Origin of the sequence: Providencia sp. PROV061 (assembly GCF_011045655.1) — a bacterium.
Taxonomy (GTDB): domain Bacteria; phylum Pseudomonadota; class Gammaproteobacteria; order Enterobacterales; family Enterobacteriaceae; genus Providencia; species Providencia hangzhouensis.
In genome coordinates this window covers 1905014-1924099 of sequence record NZ_CP042861.1, presented here as the reverse complement: position 1 = coordinate 1924099, position 19086 = coordinate 1905014, and the positions used below count along the sequence as shown (strand labels likewise).

17 protein-coding genes, 1 tRNA gene and 1 pseudogene are annotated in these 19086 nt (G+C 40.9%); 6 read left to right on the top strand and 13 right to left on the bottom strand.

The features are described 5' to 3' along the window. Positions 1 to 201: 201 nt before the first annotated feature. Complete coding sequence (locus FVA72_RS08690; protein WP_004257173.1) at positions 202 to 498, bottom strand: YfcZ/YiiS family protein; 297 nt, start codon at positions 496 to 498, stop codon at positions 202 to 204. A gap of 353 nt (positions 499 to 851) precedes the next feature. On the opposite strand from FVA72_RS08690, the gene fadL reads away from it, so the two are divergent. Beyond that, positions 852 to 2135 (top strand): long-chain fatty acid transporter FadL, encoded by a 1284-nt coding sequence (gene fadL / locus FVA72_RS08685; protein ID WP_110591940.1) that lies wholly within the window; start codon positions 852 to 854, stop codon positions 2133 to 2135. Between the two features lie 570 nt (positions 2136 to 2705). On the opposite strand, the gene mlaA is transcribed toward fadL, so the two are convergent. Further along, positions 2706 to 3458, bottom strand: a complete 753-nt coding sequence (mlaA, locus tag FVA72_RS08680) for a phospholipid-binding lipoprotein MlaA (RefSeq protein ID WP_004912414.1) — start codon at positions 3456 to 3458, stop codon at positions 2706 to 2708. Positions 3459 to 3813: 355 nt separating this feature from the next. On the opposite strand from mlaA, the gene FVA72_RS08675 reads away from it, so the two are divergent. From FVA72_RS08675 to FVA72_RS08665, 3 genes are all read left to right on the top strand, one after another. Then, a tRNA-Arg gene (locus tag FVA72_RS08675) sits at positions 3814 to 3888 on the top strand. Between the two features lie 173 nt (positions 3889 to 4061). Beyond that, the gene (locus tag FVA72_RS08670; RefSeq protein WP_004255253.1) at positions 4062 to 5258 is read left to right on the top strand and encodes a tyrosine-type recombinase/integrase; all 1197 of its coding nucleotides are present in this window, start codon (positions 4062 to 4064) and stop codon (positions 5256 to 5258) included. Between the two features lie 363 nt (positions 5259 to 5621). Continuing rightward, positions 5622 to 6206 carry an antirestriction protein ArdA gene (locus FVA72_RS08665; protein ID WP_137019012.1) on the top strand — a complete coding sequence of 195 codons (585 nt, stop codon included), beginning with the start codon at positions 5622 to 5624 and terminating at the stop codon, positions 6204 to 6206. Between the two features lie 735 nt (positions 6207 to 6941). Here FVA72_RS08665 and FVA72_RS08660 read toward each other — a convergent pair. Then, the gene (locus FVA72_RS08660; RefSeq protein WP_137019010.1) at positions 6942 to 7268 is read right to left on the bottom strand and encodes a hypothetical protein; all 327 of its coding nucleotides are present in this window, start codon (positions 7266 to 7268) and stop codon (positions 6942 to 6944) included. Between the two features lie 807 nt (positions 7269 to 8075). Here FVA72_RS08660 and FVA72_RS22010 point away from each other — a divergent pair. Both FVA72_RS22010 and lysC read left to right on the top strand, forming a co-directional pair. Beyond that, the gene (locus tag FVA72_RS22010; RefSeq protein ID WP_137019008.1) at positions 8076 to 8426 is read left to right on the top strand and encodes a hypothetical protein; all 351 of its coding nucleotides are present in this window, start codon (positions 8076 to 8078) and stop codon (positions 8424 to 8426) included. Then, complete coding sequence (lysC, locus tag FVA72_RS22240; RefSeq protein WP_420720008.1) at positions 8404 to 8577, top strand: Rz1-like lysis system protein LysC; 174 nt, start codon at positions 8404 to 8406, stop codon at positions 8575 to 8577. The genes FVA72_RS22010 and lysC overlap by 23 nt, the downstream gene beginning before the upstream one ends. Positions 8578 to 9588: 1011 nt before the next feature. Here lysC and FVA72_RS22235 read toward each other — a convergent pair. The 10 genes and pseudogenes from FVA72_RS22235 to FVA72_RS08605 form a co-directional block, all read right to left on the bottom strand. After that, positions 9589 to 10295: pseudogene (locus tag FVA72_RS22235) on the bottom strand (helix-turn-helix domain-containing protein); the annotation flags it as partial. 383 nt (positions 10296 to 10678) lie between these two features. Beyond that, positions 10679 to 10933: a helix-turn-helix domain-containing protein gene (locus FVA72_RS08645; RefSeq protein WP_243154759.1), complete on the bottom strand. Its 255-nt coding sequence runs from the start codon at positions 10931 to 10933 to the stop codon at positions 10679 to 10681. Positions 10934 to 11030: 97 nt separating this feature from the next. Next, complete coding sequence (locus tag FVA72_RS08640; RefSeq protein WP_137019006.1) at positions 11031 to 12161, bottom strand: fimbrial protein; 1131 nt, start codon at positions 12159 to 12161, stop codon at positions 11031 to 11033. Further along, positions 12158 to 14782, bottom strand: coding sequence for a fimbria/pilus outer membrane usher protein (locus FVA72_RS08635; RefSeq protein WP_165119698.1), 2625 nt, complete (start codon positions 14780 to 14782; stop codon positions 12158 to 12160). The genes FVA72_RS08640 and FVA72_RS08635 overlap by 4 nt, the downstream gene beginning before the upstream one ends. After that, complete coding sequence (locus FVA72_RS08630; protein WP_165119696.1) at positions 14779 to 15546, bottom strand: fimbrial biogenesis chaperone; 768 nt, start codon at positions 15544 to 15546, stop codon at positions 14779 to 14781. Before FVA72_RS08630 ends, FVA72_RS08635 begins: the two co-directional genes overlap by 4 nt. Then, positions 15540 to 16232, bottom strand: a complete 693-nt coding sequence (locus FVA72_RS08625; RefSeq protein WP_243154758.1) for a fimbrial biogenesis chaperone — start codon at positions 16230 to 16232, stop codon at positions 15540 to 15542. Before FVA72_RS08625 ends, FVA72_RS08630 begins: the two co-directional genes overlap by 7 nt. Before the next feature lie 91 nt (positions 16233 to 16323). After that, entirely contained in the window at positions 16324 to 16869 is a 546-nt protein-coding gene (locus FVA72_RS08620; protein ID WP_137019000.1) for a fimbrial protein, read from the bottom strand. A gap of 23 nt (positions 16870 to 16892) precedes the next feature. Next, positions 16893 to 17396 carry a fimbrial protein gene (locus tag FVA72_RS08615; RefSeq protein ID WP_165119694.1) on the bottom strand — a complete coding sequence of 168 codons (504 nt, stop codon included), beginning with the start codon at positions 17394 to 17396 and terminating at the stop codon, positions 16893 to 16895. A 37-nt stretch (positions 17397 to 17433) separates the two neighbouring features. Continuing rightward, a complete protein-coding gene (locus FVA72_RS08610; protein WP_137018996.1) occupies positions 17434 to 18162 on the bottom strand; it encodes a fimbrial biogenesis chaperone in 729 nt (242 codons plus the stop codon). 70 nt (positions 18163 to 18232) lie between these two features. Beyond that, the gene (locus FVA72_RS08605) at positions 18233 to 18769 is read right to left on the bottom strand and encodes a fimbrial protein (RefSeq protein WP_243154752.1); all 537 of its coding nucleotides are present in this window, start codon (positions 18767 to 18769) and stop codon (positions 18233 to 18235) included. Between the last annotated feature and the right edge of the window lie 317 nt (positions 18770 to 19086).

Genomic DNA, 19086 nt, shown 5'->3' with positions numbered 1-19086 from the left:
CTGTAATGATTGTTAACATAAAATTCACAATTATCAATGGGTATTAATAAAAAATGCGAGCAGGTACGCAACTTAGAGTAAAAACACAGCGATTTGCAATAGAAGAAAGTGAAAAGATAAAGGAAGCCTTTTACCACTGAACGTTAATCACACCATCGTTTTAGTGATAAAAGGCAAATTAGAGTAAATTCAATCGTTTGATTAACGAAGGCCTAATTGAAAAATCAGGCTTTCAGCTTCACAGCTAAAACTAAACTCAGCCGTCAGCTCAACTCCACCCTCTACAGACTTGATAGAATGAGTTATTACACAAGGGTCTGACTCAACAGATTTTGCTTTCTCTGTGAGTGTTTTCAACATGGTTTCTGCTTCACCTTGTGTAGCAAAAACATGCTGATACGAAGCAGTACAGTCTTTATTATCCAATACTGTTCCCACATCTACACAGCAGCAGGCTGCGGTTTCATCCGCGCTACAACGGTTAATCGCATCAGTCATCTTACTCTCCAAATAAACAAACTGTTAAGCTGCTATCATAACGCTGAAAAAGTGCTAAAAACTAGTGTGTATCAAAATATATCGCTAATAATTAAACATAAGTTTGATCTTACCCCGTATTCGTATACTTATTGCTCCCAATTCGTCAGTTTATGTTGCCATTTTGTTAAATATGTCGCATTTTTGAAAACAAAGTCACAGTAACTGCAAAACAAGCTTGCAACATATCAGGTGGTCAGACCTATACTCTAGTAACTGGTCTGATTTGTCATAGCGGCAAGGGACCCTACAATTCTGCGCTTCTTGCGATAGAAGTCGCTTTATTCAAAATAAAACATAAGAGGGTTTTGGTCATGAACCAGAAAAACCTGTTCTCTAGATCAGCTTTAGCAATAGCAGTGGCAATTGTATCATCCAACGCAGGCGCGGCTGGTTTTTTGCTTAATGAATATTCTACATCCGCACTGGGACGCGCGTTTTCGGGGGCTGGTGCGATGGGCGACAACGCAAGTGAGGGAAGCCGAAACCCTGCTGCCATGATGTTGTTTGATCGCCCTTCTCTTTCTATTGGTGCTGTTTATATTGACCCAAGTGTTGATATTAAAGGGCGTGATAGCAGTGCTTTTACTGCCAATGATATAGCACCAAGTGCCGTTGTGCCCAATGCCCATTTCATTTTCCCAATTAATGACAAGTGGGCTGTTGGTACCTCAATGACCACCAACTTTGGTTTAGCTACCGATTTTCCTAAAGATTATGCAGGTGGACCTGTTGGTGGGAAAACAGATTTAAAAACGGTTAACTTAAATCTAAGCGGCGCCTATCGTTTAAATGACAATTTTAGCTTTGGTTTAGGCGTTAATGCAGTCTATGCTGATGCCGAAATCACACGTCATATGGGAATAGGGGCATCTCAACTTCCTCCTGCGCTTGGCGTCACATCAAGTACAACAGCCGCTAAACTCAAAGGTGATGACTGGGGCTATGGTTGGAATACAGGTATATTGTATGAGTTTAATCAAGACAACCGTTTAAGCTTAACGTATCGCTCAAAAGTTAAAGTTAAATTTGAAGATGGTAAATTTTCAAACGACCTTCCTGCCATGGTTGGTGGGTTAAATGGTGGCAGTGTTAAAGGTAAACTTGACCTTAATTTACCTGATATCTGGGAATTTTCCGGGTACCATAAAGTTGCACCTAAGTGGGCTCTACACTACAGTGTTGCCTATACTGGCTGGAGTGAATTTAAAGAGTTAACCGCTTATCAAAAAAGTAATGGCAAAGAGCTATTCCATAAACCTGAGCATTTCAAAGATGCTTGGCGTTTAGCTTTGGGTACCACTTATTTCTATGACGACAACTGGACATTCCGTACCGGTATCGCCTACGACCAAACGCCTGTTCGTGCAGAATACCGTTCAATTTCTATACCTGACCAAGATCGCTACTGGTTAAGTGCGGGCTCAACTTACGCATTCAATGAAAACACTTCTGTTGATGTGGGTATTGCTTATATGCATGGCAAGAAGGTTAATATCAATGAAATGTTAAAAGAAGGTGACCCAAGCACAACAACTCGCTTCAAATCTGAAGGTTCTGCTTGGTTATACGGCGTAAACTTCAACTATACATTCTAATTAATTGAATTTTTAAGTATCAGGGAGTTCACTCCCTGATACTATTTTCAACTTCAACTATCTCATCTCACTAATTTTCAAAACTTAACATAAATTTTCTTGACCCTAATCCGCATCATATGTAAATTAAATGTTAAGCACATGAGTTCACCTCATCATTTCTTTATAAAATACACACTATCGCATTTTTAAGATAAATCGTTTTATATTTCATTAGATTACCATTCATTTTCTGAATGTTCTTATTTGCAAGTACAACCTAATAGCATATTTTATACTGATGATATCCACTAATATGTATGGCTTTTTCATCAAACTGTATTAATCACGCTATATTCTATTATTGGCTAAAGCCGAAAGGCATGTAAAAGAGGCAACAATGACTAAAACTTAGGAGGCTTTATGGGAACACTGTTTACTGTCGGTTTTATTGGTGTATTAGGGGTAATAGCCTTAATTGACACCGTCTCTCAACGAGGAAAGCGAGACAATGATTAGCTTTTTATTTATCACTCTCTAGTATCATTCGTATACAAGAGAGTGATAAACCTTCCAAAACAATTCAATATACTAATCTATCGAATCAAGTTGGTCTTCAATCGCTGCTGCATTTGGGTTTTCTGTTGCTTTTAACGCACCACCACTTGATAAAAAGTCATTACGTTGGAAATAGGCTTCTCTCATCATTAAGTACGGGTCTGAAGAGTTTTTCAGTAATCCATCTGAATCTAATAACCTTGCTCGAGTTTCAATTCCTTCCAGTGCCCATTTACCCGCTGACATCCAGAATGTGAGATAGCTTAGCATTGGATATAAATCATCAACTAAGTCCCCCCCTTGTTCCCTCGGTGTTGCGCTACCATATCCTGGCAGTACCACATAGGGGCCATAGCCCACATCGTAATAACCCAATGTATTACCAAAGCGTTTAGGTTCTTCTTTAACTAGCTGAGGATTAGCCATTGATGCAACATCAATGAGTCCCCCCATGCCAAAGACGGTATTAAGGAAAAAGCGGTTAAAATGTTTGAAACCTTGAGTGACTTCACCCCGCAAAAAGCTATTCAACATACTTGCAGGTTCTTCAAGGTTAACAAAAAAATTGGTTAATCCATTACGGGCAGGCATCGGGACATAATCGTTCCAAGCAACAGCGACTGGCCTTAACACATAAGGGTCGAGGACGTTATAGTTGAAATTAAACATTGCTCGGTTGAACCCTTCTAAGGGGTCTGAACGCTCATGTGTTTCTGGGTCAATGCTACTTGCACAACCTGCAATTAGCACCCCTGCCAGAAAAACGCCCGTCATGCGAAACTTCATAACATTTCTCCATTCCCTGCACCGTTCCACTACGGTACTTTCCACTGTAATAACTGTTTTGCTTATAGTAAGGCTAAAAAAAGAATTATGTTAATCCTTTTGAGTTATTTAATTACCTTAAGGATTAATTATACGCCATTTAATCATATTCTTATTATAAGAAAATTGAACAATTAGTACAAAGCAGAAATGCTCGCTTCCCTTAATTATGGAAATGATAATCACCCTATTTTAGAGTAAAAAATAGTCAAAAAAACATTTATGGAAGATAAATTAGATTATTTGCCCGTAACAACTTGATTCAATTAGACCTGAACAGTAAAATGCCTTCGCTGTCATAATTATGACTCCAAAAGTCCCCTTAGTTAAATGGATATAACGAGCCCCTCCTAAGGGCTAGTTGCAGGTTCGATTCCTGCAGGGGACACCATATCTAACTCTCCCGAACTCTACCCAACTCAACAAAAATCCTTTATAATCAATAAAACCCCTTTATTTAAGCATTCTAAAGTCAACCGACTTCTACCCAGTTGAACCTAAATCAACTTAGGATTGGGGGCTTAAATAGGGGCTCATTCTGTTCAATATAAAATGAGGCCCCCAATGCCACTTAATGCACGTCAAGTAGACACAGCCAAGCCTAGAGAAAAAGCCTATAAAATGGCTGATGGAGGCGGATTATACCTACAAATTAATATTAATGGTTCAAAATACTGGAGAATGAAATACCGATTTGCTGGTAAAGAGAAAAAACTATCATTTGGAACATATCCTGATGTTTCATTAGCTGATGCCAGATCTAAACGAGATGAAGCTAGAAAAGCTTTAGCCAGTAATAAAGATCCTGGAGAAATTAAAAAGGCTGAACAGCTGGCTAAAAAGTTATCGATAACCAATACTTTTGAAGCTATTGCCACAGAGTGGTATAACGCAAAAGTTTCTAATTGGTCTAAAAATTATGCTGACTATGTTAATCGTGCATTCAAAAATAATGTTTTTCCATATATAGGTTCTAGACCAATAAATGAAATCAAACCACTAGAACTTTTATCTGTCCTCCAACGAATCGAAAAACGGGGTGCTTCAGAACTTGCCAACAAAGTAAGGCAGCGCTGTGGTGAAGTATTTCGATATGCCATAGTGACTGGTCGAGCGGAATACAATCCAGCACCAGATCTTGCAAGTGCCTTACAAGGATATGAAAAACAACATTATCCTTTCTTAATAGCAACTGAATTACCTGATTTTTTACAAAAATTATCAAATTACACTGGCAGCTCTATAACTCTCTTAGCTACTCGGTTGCTTATGCTGACTGGACTAAGAACAGTTGAATTACGTATGGCTGAATGGACTGAAATTGATTTTAACAACCGTATATGGGAAATACCTAAAAACAGAATGAAAATGCGACGTTCACATCTTGTTCCTCTCGCCAGTCAATCTTTAGATGCTCTACATCAACTTAAACAAATCACAGGAAATTACCAATTTGTCTTTGCTGGTAGAAATGATGTTAATAAACCAATGAGTGAAGCCAGTATTAACATGGTATTAAAACGAATTGGGTATAATGGTAAGGCGACAGGGCATGGATTTCGCCACACGATGAGTACGATCTTGCATGAAAAAGGATTTAATAGCGCATGGATTGAAACTCAATTGGCACACGTTGATAAAAACTCTATTCGAGGAACCTATAACCATGCGCAATATTTAGAAGGAAGACGTGAAATGATGCAGTGGTATGCGGATTATATTGATTCTTTGGAAAGCCAAAATAAAGTGATTTCGAAATAGCTTATGCCTAAAAACGTAATCATGATCACAGTTTTATTATAATGCATTTTAGTTTGTAACCCATATTCCACCAAAAGCAAGAGCCTCTGTCCTGATTGAACTGACCCTAGTTTATTGGACAGGGGCTTTTTTCGTTTTAATCCGCGCAAAATGAAATCATGATAGAAAGCATAACATGTTATCGGGACTGTAAGGCAACTCATTATCCTGCTCTAAAACGTCATTAATCATTTTTAAAGCGAGTTGCCTGTTTTTCAGCTGATTGGCTTTTTATATCAATATCATCTTCTAAAGGGAAATAGATCCCTTTATCAAAATATCGCCATTCATTAAAACACAATACATCAATAATAGGACATGAATATGCGCATAACAGCGACGGCTTCCCCATGCCTAAAATCGGGGATGATTTCTGTTTTTATTACGAATTTAGGTAAATATAACGAAGGTGAACTGGTTGGTGAGTGGCTTGAGCTTCCAGCAACCTCAAAAGAGATCGAACACTGTTTAATGCGGATTGGCATTGATGGTATTCAGTATGAAGAGTATTTCTTGACGGACTATGAATTCTCAATTTATGGCCTTTCGTCGTACATTTCAGAATACAGCCTTTTAGGTGAGTTGAACGAATTAGCCACGCAATTAGCCATATTATCGCCTGATGAAATTGACCTTTATCAGGCGGCAATTGAAATCGGTTCTTCAGCGAGTTCAATCCATGATTTAATTTATTTAGCGGATAATTTAGATTCTTTCCAGCAATTAGCTGGAGTCAATAATGAATATGATTTAGGTTATTACTGGATAGAAGAAAGTGGTTGTTATGATTTAGCACAACTGGGTCATTTATCCCATTACTTTGACTATGAACGCTATGGACGTGATGTTTGTCTTGAACAAGGAGGAATTTTTCACAGTGGAGGATATGTTTATCATACGAGTGGGTAGATAGGACAACAAAATGAGAGTCAAACCGCTTTCATCCCTTAAGGCGGGAAATAAAGAATGCTGTGGCCCCCCAATGACATCCATAAGCTAGAACGTTAATCAAACTAAACTCTACTTCAAGCCATCTTTACGGATATACGTAGAGATGGCTATTATGGTATTCTTTTTTTATTTAATTCAAACTATTAAATGAATACTTATCTTCCTAGGGTGACAAGCTCAAACCAAGATGAACTTAAGCGCTTATTCATGGCTATGCCATCAGTGATTACCGAACTCGAAAATTAATAAAGCAGTTAGGGTTAGTGGTTGTGCAAAAAAACAATATCGAGTCACATCAAAAGGTAAAGTGTATTTGTGTGATTACCAAGGGAAACTGACGGTATAATTACCAAGCGTTTTGTGGTCAAAGTATATATAAAGCTTGATGGGGAAATTAATATATCAATACCAACGATAGATGGTGTTGGGGAGTTTTTTGATAGATCGCAAATTGACAAACTGTGGAATAATTACTGTGCATCTCCTACGCTCAGTAAGTAAAAAAAAAAGCCACCCCAGCACGAAGTGGCACAAATGAACTGAAAAAGTTAACCAATTATTAGGTTGGCAATGCTGGAAACATTGTTACAACGTTAGTTGTTATATCACTAATTTAACTTAAGATAAATAGGTGGAAAATATTCAACCCATATAACAGCTGTAATATACTAAATATAATTATCTATCAGATAATTAATTGGTTGTTTGTTGATTTACCTGGCCGTACATTTCATCTTGCATGCATTTTGCGTGAACTGGCCCTCTCTCTGTACCGCATACTTTTAGTGCTTCATTGTGTTTCTCACACAAGGCTACATTGGTAGTATTAGAGCAGTCTAATAATCTAGGTCCTCTTGCTGCTGATCCTTGATTGATGTTTTGCATATTAGCTCTGTTTTGATTAAATGGGCGTTCACTAGCCGTATCTTGCCAGCGAGGATTATTTGAGTTTTTCCATGGTCCTGGTTGTGCAATCGCAATGATAGGGACTAATAGAAGTAGAGGGAATAACACTTTCATAATCTGACTCCTTATATTTCTAATGAATAGATGCTAGCTTGCCTTATTAGATTACTAAATAACCACTAGGAAAAAATGGAGATATCATGAGATATATTTGAAGATTTTATGATGATAGTTTATCTATGGGTTGCTTAGTATTGCTTTAGTGTATTTCTCATAATGAAAAGCTAACTTCAAGTGGTAGGCCTGCGGCTCTTGAAATCCCCCAGTAAAGCTGGGAGTTACCTTTTCATTGTGGGGAGCGATAAAGCTTAGTGTTAACAGTTTTACTTATAATGTGAGATCAGATTAAGTAATTGTCCACTGTGTTCTATATGATATCCTGATTTCATGGAGCAAAAAGAGGGAGAATATGGACTATTATGTTGATACATTGGTTGATAAGTTTGGCTTTAATCGAATACACGCTGATGGTTGTAAACACTTACCCAAGGGTGTGAGTAGGCTATTTTTTTGGGGGGGGTTGAGAATATATCTTCTGTTATTGATTTTGCTATAACGTACTTTTTCCCAAAAGCGATGTCGTGTGGTTATTGCTGCCCTCTTGCTGACAGGTTGGCTCATCCCGAACAACCAAATACCTTACTATAAAGTTCCGGTAGCATGGAACATGCCTGACTGAACTAAACCTGCCAATACTACAACAACAACAAAATACTCCAAAAGGTATTCCAAGGGCTACGCATTGCGTGGCCTTTTTCGTATATAGCCCTAGCAAATAAAATCCAACGTATTTAATTACGGCAAGTAATTTACTGGCGGTTTTCTATTAACTAAATATCGGAACACTCCGCAGGGGGGATATTGGTATGCACGAAAAATACTCTAGTCGCTGTAACGCTTTATGACAACAATGTTTTAGTAAAAAAAGATATTGAGCGATTAGAAAATGAAGCGGTTACAAGTCAATTCATATTGTCCACAGTTTTAGAACTATCGGTAACATTCAATGAAATCTCACGAAATAACCTTAGGAAACGCGACGCGGCAGCAGTGACTTCTGAAGCGGTTAAAACTATTATCAAAACTGTTATTGTGGGTGATAAGTGTGCTGCTATTGATACTCCTAGTGATGCTACTGTCGAGCTGCACAACCACGCGAATAGAATACGTTTAAACGCCATCAGTACCCATTCCAGCTCATCTACTCAATGATTGCCTGCCTGAGTACATTCCTGAGACATTTCCTTGGGGTGACTCTCTATTGATAAATGAGTCACTACTAACAGTTATCGAGCAATGTAATTTAGACAAAAAGGCCATTCGAGAGATTGAAGCGGTTAGAAATAATTTAAAATTACATTGAGGTGAATGGCTTGTTAATACCAACCCGTATGTGCTCTTGCAAAAAAAACTAAATTGATTAAGACAAGAACGCTTAATAAGTAGATAGAGAATTTTACAAAAATTGTCATTGTATTTGGCTCTCTTTTGTCTTTAAAAACAGCAAGTAGGATGTATACAAGGATAGGGATGGTTATGAGTAAGACTTTAATTGGTTGATTATGCATGTGCATGGGTTCTCAATCTTGGGCTGTAGAAAATTTTTCAACTAGTTAAAGACAATCTTGACAAGAAAGCAATACGGAAAATTGACGGGAAAGGGCAAAAAAAATGGCCCATACCACCGCCTAGTGGAATATGGGCTAACTATATGCACATCTATATTTATTATTATGTGTTTTTAAGAATAGTATGTTAACAGATAAATAAGTGTAATAAATATTAACGAGATATGACAATCTCGAAATTATGAGGCTTTTTCATATATACAGGATAAATAATATGGCAACACAAGGTTTCGATAAACCAGCTCAATTCCGTTAAGGGTTGGATAAAGTATCCCAAAAGAATAAAAAAAAGCCCCTCGTTGGCGCGGGGCTGAATATTCGATTAATAGAACCAATTTTTTGTTTATGAATACCCAAATGTCAAATGGGTGTGCGCATGGTACCAACATAGGTTAAATAATCTAGGTATAAATTGTTACGAAATACGGAAAAGAATATTGAAAAATGCGTATGCAAATAAAAAAGCCTACACAGAGGTAGGCTAAAGTGTTGCTTTACGATGAATATCAACGTAAAGCCTAGCAGGTTATTTCAAATGCGCAATTATATTAGTGATTATCAAATGACATAAAAAAGCCCCTCTATAGAAGGGCATATCTAATGGAAATGTATCTTTATCATTATTGTTGTAGGACCAGTCATCCTTAACCAGCGGCAAGATATTATCACTACTTATTACTTAATCCAAATCGGAGTATTTATTGATGACTAAAATTGAATTTACATCAGAACAAATCAACTCAAGGAGCTGGCTTGATATAAACATGCTCCATCCCTAGATCATGAATATACCAATTAAATTTCGATTGGAATTCGTGCCCATTATCCGTTCTAATCGTTTTGATTCTAAAGGGAAATTTATTTACAACATAATTAATAAAATCAATGGCATTAGCCTGATTGTGCCTTTCATAAATTTTAAGTGCTCTTATCTGTGCCGCATCATCAATCGCCGTATATTGAAAACATTTAATTCGTTGTCCATCAGGCGTATTAAAAAATAGGAACTTCACACCAACCTGAACATCGTGCCCTCACACTTATTTCTGATAACGTTTAAATCGTGGTTTAGAGCGACTTCGCTGATTTTGGGGAAGCTGGTTTAATTTGTTTCTTAGCAATACATAGTAGCAGCCAGAACGTGATATTTTGATATTAGGAAACCGTAGAAGATATCAAGCGATACGTTGGGGACCAAAATGGTAAGTCGTACGCAGATAAATAACTAGCTCTTCAATGTGTTTTGCAACTCTTCTGGTTGGATTTTCAGGGCAGGGTTTATTGTTGATTAATCCTTTCTCGCCATCTCGTTCATAAGCGCTTTTCCAAGTATAAAAAGTTTCTCTACTGATCCCAAAATGACGACAAGTTTTAGTAATGTTTTACTCTCACGGGCACGATTTAAGATTTTTGTTTTATGTGCAATATCTCGTTTAGCTTTAATGTTCATCATATCTGACCTCCGGCTACAATTAGAAAAACTAATTATCAACCGAAGTCCAGACTTTCATACATACCAAATACCAAACAACAATTAGCTATGCTAAAACAGATAGTTAAAGGTAAAATTTAAACCTTACCTAGGACAGCCCCAAGAATTTTTCATCATCTAGCCCCTACTTGAGGGAAATAACTGGTTTCTAATTAAATTCTACTCAGAGCTGTATACATAAAAATATATATTGAATATATGCTCCTATTTTTCAAAAAGATCATCTATTCGATAAAAGTAATTATCATATTTCACATTAAAAATATGAGTATTCCCTGATGCTATAAGTTATTTTTTAAATTTACATCTTATTATAATTTAAAATTCAGACAATTTTGTTATTGTCAAAATACTTCGTGTTTTTTAAGATTAAAGTTTGGGACATAAACGTCCTCTTGTTCTATCACCAATAAAAGCAAAATATTGACGTCTAAAATCATACTTATTTTATATAAACAGTCGACGCTAATTTGATTTATACCTCGTTCATATCGCGATATTTGTTGTTGGCTCAGTTGTAGCATTTTCCCAAGTTGTGCCCCCGATATCCCTTTTGATTTCCTAATATTCCTTACTCTCCCTCCAATAAGTACACTCATATTATTATCATTTTTCGACATTAATGTTTGCATAAAATAGACCTCTACGACTTGCTACGGATGTGTGACTAAATATTGATACTCACTTTTTAATAAATTAACGTAAAACAATTGATAACTCTGCACTCCCTTTGACTTTACCCGTGATACCCGTCCCGCGGGAATAGAGGCTGTAGGTAATGGGGTAACTGAATGTTGCACTCGAATTACTAGCGTCGATAGTCCCAATATCAACCGGTGTGCGATTAAACGGAATATTGGTGGGCGTTCCATTAATATTAAGAGACATCGTCACATAGGCACCGGCGTTATTCTCGCTGTTGATTAAATTGACTTGGTAGTCATCACCCGAAAAATAAATCGGATTAGTTCCTGCCGATAGCGAAAGTGTCGCAGACATAGGATTGGTGTTTTGTTGGCAATTGACCGTCAAATTTCCGTCCGATTTAGTGGTCAATAATTGCCCATTAGTCGCATTGGCGGATTGCGGCCCAAAATCAATCACTGTAGGGGTAGTCAAGGTACACCCTAAATCACTTACCACAACCGAGTAGCCACCAGCAGGTATTAAATTGCTAGAGGGATAACCCCCTGCAGATCGAGGATCTCTGATCATTATTTTAAAAGGGTAGCCTAGATACCCTGTTTGTGATTGCTGAGTACCAGTACCATAAATAAGTAGCCGTCCAGTCGCACTTACCTTATGAGTTACAAATCCAGTATTAGGAGTTGATTGAAGCGGATACCACATACACCCTGCTTCACTGCCTAAATTTTCATTTGTGTTAGCACCATAGCCATTCATTTGTCCAACGATAGTATCAGCATATGATGTTGCACCTATATTCCATGAACGATTATCTGTAAAAATCACCTCAGGCACTAACATAAGAGTCTTCTCGGCATTTAGCTTAACCCCTTTAACTCCATCTATCTCCATCAGGTAGTTCTTTTCAACTCCACAGTTAGACATATCATCATAAAATGTCATATGCACATAAGCATAAGGAAGAAATCCATCATAATAACCAGTAATATTCATTAACGAAGTAGAAAATACCTCATTTGCAACCCCCACTAACCCACGACCATTTTGGATGATAATCGGTGCAGCATTTGCAGTCGATTGATACCCAATCAATACAATGGTGTTCATCAAACCATATGCACAAACTAGGGCTTTCTCTGTCATCATTTTTTTTATAAATCTAAATAAGTTTAATCTCACTTGTGTGCTCCTTCGCGTGAAGTCCCTGTCATTGTATTGCAGATAATCGTCAATTGACGTATTGAAGAATATGGACTATCAGTGGCCATTGCCAAGTTAAAATTCGCACGACAATATTGAGACGTTGTATTGCCCCATCGCACTGTCAAAGACCCTGTTTCCGGTAATCCTGACAGATAAACTTGCCCATTATCCCCCACAATCCCGGTATTCTGATTGGGTGTCTCATCCTCATGATTGACGACAACCACCGCGCCCAACGGAATAACCTCGTCACTTTTTAAGGTCAGCAAGGCTTGATACCCCTTTTTCGTCTGAAAATGGGCTTTAACGACCGCGCCTTTGGTAGGGTAAAGATTGACCGCGGTCTCTTCACTCGCCACATTCTCCGGTAATGTATTCACATCCAAACTGACCACGTTTTTACTGTAATCCATTAAATAAGGTACTACCGCATAACCCCGTCCCCCGACTGTGGCACTGCCGCCATTTAAGGTGGCCCCTTTTGCATCCGGGGCGTCTATCAGCGCGACTGAACTACCCAAAAATCGGCTCAGTGTTATCCCCCCTGAGTGTGCAACAATTCCACCATTTGCACTGAGGTTTATCGACTGCATATCACTACCGTAACTGTATCCGCCACCGAGATAACCGTTATCGCCCTGATAGCCGACATTCAGCGTGCTGGTATTATGCTGAGACTGATTATCCCCACTTTCCGTTAATTGGTAAGTCAAGGCATTATCCAACAATCGCCCATTGATCCCGAATTGTTGGTAAGTTCGCCCGTGGTTATCATGCGTCATTTGGTAGCTACTTTGGATATCTTGCAATAGTGGTTGATGACTGAACAAGTCAAAGGGAACATTGATATTCAACGCAATTTGCCGATTTTCGGGCCAATCCCCATCCCCTTCTGCGCGGCTAATACTGTAACTGAGGGCATAGTTCACGCCTTTAACACTTCCGTTGTAGCCAAAACCTAAAGTCGTAATCGTTTGCTCAGTTCCCCAATAATCTTCTCGCATACCCTGTAAAAAAATCCCCCCCCACTCCCCAAATGACTGGTTAATGTAGGTTTGAAAACTGCTGCGCTGACGTGACGTCAGCCAAGGTGCAAATCCTTGCTTCACCTGATAGCCCGCTTGGTTAAAATCCGCAAAGCTGTAATAATCTTTCGTGGAATATCTCAACGCCGTTAAATCAATAGAAGTGCCAGTTTCCAGCAGGTTTTTCGAGTAACGCAGTCGATACGACTGCCCCTCTTTAGTCGCCTCCGGCAATTCAGCACGCGTGTGCGTGATATCACTTGACAACGCCCCAAATGGCCCTAACGATATCCCGGTTCCCAGCATCACAGCGTAGTATTGCCTCGCGGCTAGCGCCCCTCCGTACAAGGTGATGGACTGAGGTAAACCATAGATAAGGGTCGCCTGCACAAAATCAGCGGCTTTCGAACCCACCGTGATCCCCCCATTATATTGGCCCACTGTCATTTCATATTTAACACCTCCGGGGCGTAACATCACCGGTAAACTGGAAAAAGCTTGGGTAAACGTTCGGGTCGTGCCATCTTCTTCCGTGATAGTGACCTCTAAGTCCCCTGCCGAACCGGTCGCATACAAGTCATTGATATTAAATGGCCCGGGTGCAACATAGGTCTGGTAAACGGTGTTACCGTTTTGACGAATGGTGATACGCGCATTCGATTGGGCAATTCCGCGGATATCCGGTGCAAACCCGCGTAAACTACTCGGTAGCATCTGCTCATTGGACGCCAATTTAATCCCTTTAAAAGGTAGGCTATCAAAAACGGCATTCCCCGTACTGCTTTCTCCCACTAAAAATTCGGCACTAAGTCGCTGAATATCCCGCATAAGATGCGTATTGTTGAAGTTGGTATGCCGCGCGCGTGTTGTGCTCCCCGCCTGAGTGGTACTCGTATCGGTATAGGTCATGGTGCTACGCAGTCGCCATGCCCCTAAATTTAGGCCGCCATTCAGGTTGACAAACGCATTATCATTTTGACTTTTAAGCCCATTGGATTTACCCCTCATCCATTGACGCCCGCCACTCAATTGGTAATTTAAGAGAAACGCCGTGATCCCTTGATCCAATAACGCGGGGTCAATATAACCGCGATAATCTGGGCGCATAGCCACTTGGGGCACACTCAGGTTTAAACGGAGCTTTGCCATATCAAACTGCACCTGAGCGGCGGGGATCCATGCTGACAAATCCTCAATTTTGGTGTCAGAGGCTAAAGCGTTTAGCTTCGGGATAGCCGCCACATTAACCCCGGATTCAGTGAGCAATGCGGGGGTAATATCGGGGGTCACTCTTCCTTCAGCCGTTGCCGTAAAGGCAATTTCACGTTGTCCGATAACTTGTTGATTAATGAGCAATGTCACCATATAGCGCCCTGCCGGGATATGGTCCGGTTGACTGAACGTTGATAAATCAATTTGCTGCGGGTCAACGCCTGCAGGCAGGTTCAATAACGCAGGGTCAAAATAAGTCTCCGCCTGCCCCCAAATTGATAACCCCATTGACACGCTTAGCGCACAGATATGCAGTAAAGTCCATGGCCTGCGGTTATTTTGCCGATGAAAATCAGTCATTGGGGCTCCTTGGCGGTCAGTCGACCTTGTTCAATTTTCGTGGCTAATCCATATTCATTGAGCACCCGCCATAAAACGTCACCTTTTGCACTTTTGGGTAACGGATAACGTTGTTCACTGAAAGGTGAAACCATCCGACTTAAGGCCGTATCCGGAATGGGATAGGCTCCAACTTGCAAACTGGCAAACGTCATCGACAACGGGGTGGGATTATTCACGACCAAGTATTCCCCTTGCCGTTCAAAGCGTAACTGCCTCACCACATTGTCAATGCGGGTATTCTCAAGACGTTGAGGGCGGTATAACATCTTGAGATAAATCACGGGGCTTAACACAAATTCACCTGCTTGAACTCCCTGATTGTTGGTCGTGGGAATGGCCTTTAGCGCGATGTAAAAAACGGATTCTTTATCCACGGGTAACTGTCCTTCATTTACCCGCTGAATACGCCAACGATAACGCTCTCCTGGTGCTAAACGCGTGAGCGGTGGTGTCACCATAAACGGAGAATCCATTCCTTCACTTCGTTGTGGATTAGGTAAGCCAGTGTCCGGGTCGACCGATGTTAGCCAACTTTGTATCAAATAAGGTGCTGCTGAACTATTTTCTAACTCTGCATACGCCCCCCCTTTGTCACTTTGTTGATAAACGATGCGGGCGGTAGAAAAGCGTAATCCACTGTCTTGTTGCGCAGATAAAGGCAGACTCACGGCCAAAATCCACATGCCAACCCCCCAAGTCCATCGCTGAAGGTGGATTAACATTTGTTACCTCCACGTTGTACTTGGGTGTCAAATTGGGGGGTACTGCCGCCGTAATCATTCAGTGTACGCCACTGTATACGTTGAATAGGCAGAGCGACATTCAGTGTATGATGACTAAATGGAGCCAACATCAAACCAGCCGGAAACGGCAATGGGCGCTCAGCCGTGTGCAGTGTACTGAACGTCAGATAATACGGGGTCGGATTATCAACGCAGAGGGTGTGATCCGATTGAGTAAAGGTGACTTGGCTCGATGCTTGCTCATACGTCATTGGTAACGTCTGTGGTCGATAAAACAATTTGACGACTAAGCGAGTGGCCACCGATATCTGGGCAACGGATGGAGTACCGTCCACCGATTTGGGTATAGCCGGTAACGCCGTTGCACTGAAATAAAACAGGGATTCGCGATCCGTTGGCAGGCTTTCTATCCCTGCTTGAGGCAATATTTTCATCGATTGCTGACTGTTGGACGCCAATCGAAATAACGGAGGCGTCACGAGCCATATGCTCGATACCTCACCGTCAGGCGTTTTATCCCGTATGTTGGTTTGGATCAGATACAGCTTGTCACTGTCATTCTCTATCGTGACGACCTGTTGCGATTGATTTGCCTGAACGATGATCCGGCTTTGGTCTAAGCGCAATCCTGCCGCAAATACCGATGGTAGGAATAAGAGACTCATCAGTGCCAGCAGACTCAAACCTAATGTTGCTTGTTTGCTCAAAATAAAGGGCATTAATTTCACGTGCTTTCTCTCTTAATATCTATTCGCGCTAATATGTCAATACCGTAAACGTCATCGTGGCGCGCATATCACCCACCGACATGTCATTCACATTTGTGCAATGGCCACAAGAAAGTGCCGCAGTCAACGTACGTGTATCATTTTCGGTACTCATACTGTTTAGTAACCACACTTCATCACCGTGGGTTTTCGCGATACCATCAGCAAGCAATTCAATCCCCACACCTCCTGCACTGCCACTGGCTTTAAAAAGGGCATGACCGTTGACGGTCACCGTTGGTCCCGTCACTACCACATGGCTATTCGCTAATGTCCCTGGGCCACTGCACTCAGTGAGGGTTAGCACGATATCGCGATTAAGACTATCGGTTGTCCCAGCATCATTTTTGATTATCGTATCTACCTGTACCGGCCCGTATTCAATTAAGGCATTAGGGCGAACGTCAATTTTACAGGTCTTGGTATACAAGGAAGCTTCGAACTGAACGGTCACGGAGTTAGTGCCTGCTGGTGCGCATAATGGCAGTAATACCCCCCAAACTCCGACGAAAGCCCGCGCAATTTTTAGAGCCATGTGAGACACTCCTCTTTTCGAAGTTATGGGGTGATATATGTCAAGGTGATAGTCGCGTTGACGTCACCGACGGTCACTGGGACACTGGCGTTTTGCTTCACCAAACCGACCGTGAGGAGCTGAGCGCCTTGTGTGTTGCTGGGTAGAACAAACGTATCGTTTGCCTGCAACGTCGTGCCTGCAGTATAAAACCCCACTAATTGTGAGACCTCGCCGAGTTTGAGCATAAATCCGCTGCCTGCCGCACTTTGACTTTGCGGTGACGATAAAAATACGTGAGCATCAGCCGCAGCCGTTTGCCCTGTCAATTTTACGCTTGGCAAAGTTTCGGCAGAAAATCCCGAACAATCATAATTCAGATGAAGAGGGGCACTCTCAACCGCATTACCTGACTGAAACTCACTGATAATGTGAGGCGATAAAAACGTCACGGTTGTCGGTGACACACTCAGTGCACACGTGCCTTTTGTGATCGATGCCGTCATTTCCAAGGTGTCATTGGCAGCACTAACGCACAGTGAAACCATCATGCCGCTCATCAGTGTTAGGCTTAACCTCGCTGCCTTAGCGTGGGACGTGATGAACATCATAGCCCCCTAAATCATTGATTGTGGTCCACGCTATCGCCCCATTTTTTACCGTTGTCGGATAGGTGCGTTCACTGAAAGGAACCAACATCGCTTCTTGCTGCCGAATAGTAATAGACTGTTTCCCCATTGTTAACCCTGCCAAAGTGACATGATAAGGCGATGGGTTAGTTACTGTGACTCCTCCCGGAGCGACTTCAAATAAGAGCCCGGCTTGTGCTTGCATTGGCGTAGAGGTTAGCCCTTTAGGGCGATAAAACACTTTAATCACATTTTCTAACGCAATTTTAACCGTGCCGTGGTTTTCTTCGTTTGGATTTATCACGTTATGTGCGTTATTCGGAATAGCCCGGGCATGAAAATAAAAAACGGACTCCCGGTCTGTTGGGAGACGCGTTGTCAATCCTGACTTCTCGACTAATCGTACTTCTTGCTGACTATTGGGAGCCATCTTTATCATTGGCGGTAATGCATCAAAGGGTGCAAAGGCTGTCGATTCAGCATTATCCGCACTGAGATATGATTGTACTAAGTACGTCTCTTCATCAGTATTGTTACGTAACGTCACCGATGCGGCTTGGCTACCTTGGTTAACAATAATTCGAGTGGCGTTAATCCCCACCCCCGCAGCAAACGATTGAGAAAGCCCCGTGAAGAGCAAGAATATAGGGATTAAACGGGTTGCGGAGAATGAAGGGAGCTGCATAATAACCTCAATAAAAAGACCTTCAAAAGTACGATGGCATGGGATGATGTCATGCCATCGTCGGATTTAGTTAGTTATAAGCAATTGAAAACGTGATTGGTGCTTCAATTAACTGTGATGCCGGAGTCGCAACAGTTGAGAAAAGAGCGGCGGTCATTGGAATGGTCGCACTACCATTTGCTTTTAACCCTGCGGTTAGTGTACTGATTGCTTTTACATCTGTAGCGACGTTGGGTTTGACAGCAACCGAAGCTGCTTTCAGTTGGACCCCCACGGTTCCGCCATCTTTGTTGTTAAAATATGCATTATTAGCCGCTAATGCAGTGCCTTTAGCCCAAAGATCGATTTGTCCTGTTGAGTCGGCGGTGCAGTTAGTTAAATTTAATGTGAAATTTTGTTCGCTGCCTGTAATCTCTGAGTTAGCGGTAATGCCTGTTGAGGTATACGTACCTAAATCAATACTGTTTTTAGTCACACTTAAGTCGCAGGTAGCCGCCGCAATTTGGCCAGTGATAGTCACTTGTGCATCCGTTGCTGCGTGTGCTGTGCTGGCTAAAGTAATGCTGGCTGCCAATGCAGTCAAAAGTACCGTTTTGTTTAAAGACATACTCTTTATTCCTTTTGGGTTGATGAATTGCGCGTAATTGCGCAGGGGGAATACAATAAAAACTAAAATGCGTTATACTTCATTCATATTTAAGCGAATTTTACATTCCAAAAACAATTATGAATTAGGATAATTATTCTACTTTTTATTTAATACAATGAATAATCCACCCTTGTTATTTCAGAAACAAGGCTACAAACATTCAAAATTAGACTACCGAATAATAATCAATTTAATTATTAAAACGAATTTACCAAGCGCTACTTAAGTAGAGCTTGATGCAAAATTAAAAATCATCACCTACATCATTCATATCA